Origin of the sequence: Fulvivirga kasyanovii (assembly GCF_009711405.1) — a bacterium.
GTDB classification, from domain to species: Bacteria; Bacteroidota; Bacteroidia; order Cytophagales; family Cyclobacteriaceae; genus Fulvivirga; species Fulvivirga kasyanovii.
Genome location: NZ_SMLW01000271.1, coordinates 1 through 3767, shown reverse-complemented (window position 1 = coordinate 3767; position 3767 = coordinate 1). Strand labels below are relative to the sequence as shown.

The window sequence follows — 3767 nt, the reverse complement described above, 5'->3', positions numbered from 1 at the left end:
TATGATTCCTACTATCATTCTTATTGTTCTGGCTCACAAAGAATTTAAGCAGGAAGGCGATGGTTTTATGTCATATGGGCAGGGGCTTGGAATAGGTACACTTACTGTTACCATTAGTTCTATCGTTTATACTGTCTTTTTCTATGTATATATCAAGTTCGTTGATAGTTCTTTTATGGAAATCATGAAAGATAAGCAATTGGAAGATATGCAGGCACAAGGTATGAGCGAAGAGCAAATAGATCAGGCCATGTCAATGACTAGTGGATTTATGACCCCTGAAATTATATCGGTATTCGCCATTTTAGTGGCTGTATTTTTTGGATTTATCTTATCTTTGATCATCAGCGCGTTTACTAAAAATAGTAATCCGGATCTTGATATGTAACTATGTTAAATAATTTGGATATTTCCGTAGTGGTTCCTCTTTACAACGAAGAGGAATCACTGCCGGAACTTTGTGATTGGATAAGCCGTGTAATGTTAACACACGGCTTTACTTATGAAATAATACTGGTGGATGATGGTAGCAAAGATCGCTCATGGGAGGTCGTGCGCAATATTTCTGTCACCAATCCCTACGTAAAAGGTGTTAAGTTTAACAGAAACTATGGAAAGTCAGCCGCTCTAAACACCGGTTTCAAAAAGGCCAAAGGCAATGTGGTGATTTCCATGGATGCCGACCTGCAGGATAGCCCCGATGAAATTCCCGATCTGTACAAAATGATCATGACCGATGGTTATGATATGGTATCAGGCTGGAAGAAAAAACGTCATGATCCGATCTCAAAAACCATCCCGTCAAAATTCTTCAATTACATCACGAGGAAAATATCCGGGATAAAACTTCATGATTTCAATTGCGGGCTGAAAGCCTATAAAAATCAGGTTGTGCATAATATCCATGTTTATGGAGAAATGCATCGCTATATCCCGGTAATTGCCAAATGGAATGGTTATGCCAAAATAGGGGAAAAAGTAGTGGAGCACCGTGCCAGAAAGTACGGTACTACCAAGTTTGGCCTGGAGCGGTTTATCAATGGTTTTCTTGACCTGCTTTCCATTACATTCGTTTCTAAATTTAAGCGAAAGCCCATGCACTTTTTTGGTTCATTGGGTACATTGTCATTTCTATCAGGTCTTATCATCACCATATATGTTATAGGGGATAAGCTCTATCGGTTGCATTACAAAATGCCGGCAAGGGATGTGGTAGATCAGCCATTGTTCTTTCTCGCACTTGTAGCACTTGTAATTGGTGTGCAGTTGTTTTTAACCGGCTTCCTGGCTGAGATGATGGCTATGAAATCGCAATCATCCAACGAATACCTCGTGATAGAAAAGATAGGTGTAGAATAAAATGCGTCTTTACTCCGTAATTATTCCTGTTTACAACCGTCCTGACGAGGTAGATGAGCTACTTGAAAGCCTGACCCGGCAGACTTATGACAACTTTGAGGTATTAATAGTCGAAGACGGCTCCTCAAAGAAGTGCGACAATGTAGTTGAAAAATATACAGGTAAACTACACCTTACCTATTTTTACAAGCCCAATTCAGGGCAGGGATTTAGTCGGAATTTTGGCTTTGAAAGAGCAAAAGGAGATTTTCTGGTCGTGTTTGACTCAGATTGCATTATCCCTGAGCACTACTTTGAAACCGTGGATAAATACCTTGACGAACATAAGTTGGATGCTTATGGCGGCCCTGACCGTGCCCACAGTAGCTTTACACCCACACAAAAGGCCATTAGTTACTCCATGACTTCCGTTTTTACTACCGGAGGTATAAGAGGAGGTAAAAAGCGCATGGGAGCCTTCCACCCGAGGAGTTTTAACATGGGGATCTCCAAAGAAGTGTACCAGAAAACCAAGGGTTACAAGATCACCCGAATGGGGGAAGATATTGAATTTAGTATCCGAATTATTGAACTGGGCTTTAAAACCGGCCTGATAGAAGATGCCTACGTTTACCACAAGCGGCGAACCAGCCTGAGCCAGTTCTATAAACAACTGCATTTCTTCGGGCGAGCCAGGATCAACATCAGCAGGTTCTACCCCGGAGAGGTAAAGCTCGTACATTTGCTGCCGGTCATTTTCACCCTCGGCTTCTTTTTCATGTGGCTGCTTCCCGTCATCAGCACAGTCCTTTTTTCTGTTGCACTCATACTCTTCGTATCATTTTTTGGACTTATATTTTTTGATGCCTTTGCCAAAGAGAAGAGCCTGTCAGTAGCTACCCTCAGTGTAGGAGCAGCCTTTACGCAATTATTTGCTTATGGTATCGGCTTCCTTACCGAAGGTTGGAGAAAATTAACGAAAGGCTAAATCCAAAGCCATATTTGATTAAACTAAGCAGCTACTTTACTAAAAACTTCAAAAAACAGCAAAAGCTTAAACTTTTAACCCTGAAAGGGTGCCATCAATCAGCAAAAGGTGCAGCCTTTGTGAAATCAATATCAACTAATGCCAGCCCTGAAAGGGCATAATCTACCAGCAAAAGGTGAAGCCTTTTGTCATAAAAACACACCTGGTTAAAAGGCCTGAAAGGCTGAAATTACCATGGCCTGAGGTCATTACCGCTGCCCGTGCGACAGAACAGTTCAGCTTTACCAAGCTTTCGAAAGTTTAGTAAAGCCGCCGTTTAGCTCTGTTCGCTGAAAATTCAAGACAAACTCTTCGATCTTAAAAAAATAAAAACCACAGCAATACTAAAACTCCGTCTCGTCTTTAACTGTAGACTGCAAAACTTATTAGTCCATACTACACAAGCGGAATTCCTGCCCTGAAAGGGCGAAATTGAACGATTAGATCGGAAAGCATTGAGATCATTTGCTCGAACCATAAGTTTGTCGACTGCATTTGCCGATTGCCATTAACAGGTGCCTGTCAAAAAAAGATACGAACGCTGATTTCACCGGGAACTTGGATCAACCCTCAATTACCCCTTCTTCCTGCAAAAATAAATGATCTCATGAGCAGGCAGCGCATACTTTTTAACCGCTTCCTCACCCAATTCATAAATGAATCTATCCTCAGTGACCTCAAACCCAGCCTTACGTAAGCGATCAGGGTAATCTTTGCCATACAAACGCACATGATCATCCTGTCCGTACCATTTTTCCCGCTCGCGGGGGTCAGTGATGGATTTGTCTTCAAAAGTGACATCAGGAATCGGATTAAAGAAAGGTACCTGCATAATGGCCCACCCTCCCGGCTTCAATACCCGATAGATTTCGCTCATAGCTTTGATATCATCATCTACGTGCTCCATAACGTGATTACACATGGCAGCGTCAAACGTGTTGGCCTCAAATGGAATTTCATGCACGTCCATTTTTACTTTGGCCAGCGGGGATTCCAAATCTCCGGTAATGTATCCGTCCTTATGCTGGGCCTCAAACTGCTTCATGAAACACTGCTCAGGAGCAATATGAAGGAAGTGAAGTTTCTCACTAAAAAAGTTGGTTTTCTCTTTCAGGTAAAGCCACAAAAGACGGTGCCTTTCCAGCGAAAGCGAATCAGGGCATAGAGCATTTGCACGAGGATTAATACGTCCGTAGGGAAGAAACTTTTTATAGCTCTTGTTGATGATAGGGCAGGTGACATTATTGCCACGGAGAAATATACCTACTACTTTTAGCGCAGGTGCACTTACCCGCTGCAAATACTTACGGGGCACAAAACGTATAATGAAGCTGATCAACTTTTTCATGAAGGGGCAAATATATCAATTTTCACTAACTCTGACAGGGTTCAAAACCCTGTC

The 3767-nt window shown here is 42.1% G+C and carries 4 protein-coding genes; 3 read left to right on the top strand and 1 reads right to left on the bottom strand.

Going from position 1 to position 3767, the window contains the following annotated elements; translation table 11 throughout:
- The 3 genes from E1163_RS01800 to E1163_RS01790 form a co-directional block, all read left to right on the top strand.
- A partial coding sequence (locus E1163_RS01800; protein ID WP_155168859.1) for a DUF4199 domain-containing protein occupies positions 1 to 388 on the top strand: 388 nt, incomplete at its 5' end.
- Positions 389 to 390: 2 nt separating this feature from the next.
- A complete protein-coding gene (locus E1163_RS01795) occupies positions 391 to 1359 on the top strand; it encodes a glycosyltransferase family 2 protein (protein WP_155168857.1) in 969 nt (322 codons plus the stop codon).
- A 1-nt stretch (position 1360) separates the two neighbouring features.
- Positions 1361 to 2326, top strand: a complete 966-nt coding sequence (locus E1163_RS01790) for a glycosyltransferase family 2 protein (RefSeq protein ID WP_155168855.1) — start codon at positions 1361 to 1363, stop codon at positions 2324 to 2326.
- Between the two features lie 613 nt (positions 2327 to 2939).
- Here the strand turns inward: E1163_RS01790 and E1163_RS01785 are convergent.
- Positions 2940 to 3713 carry a class I SAM-dependent methyltransferase gene (locus tag E1163_RS01785; protein ID WP_155168853.1) on the bottom strand — a complete coding sequence of 258 codons (774 nt, stop codon included), beginning with the start codon at positions 3711 to 3713 and terminating at the stop codon, positions 2940 to 2942.
- Between the last annotated feature and the right edge of the window lie 54 nt (positions 3714 to 3767).

Bases quoted from the DNA above. Each gene is read 5' to 3' on its own strand.
- E1163_RS01785 (WP_155168853.1), bottom strand. From the start codon at position 3,713: ATGAAAAAGTTGATCAGCTTCATTATACGTTTTGTGCCCCGTAAGTAT.
- E1163_RS01790 (WP_155168855.1), top strand. From the start codon at position 1,361: ATGCGTCTTTACTCCGTAATTATTCCTGTTTACAACCGTCCTGACGAG.
- E1163_RS01795 (WP_155168857.1), top strand. From the start codon at position 391: ATGTTAAATAATTTGGATATTTCCGTAGTGGTTCCTCTTTACAACGAA.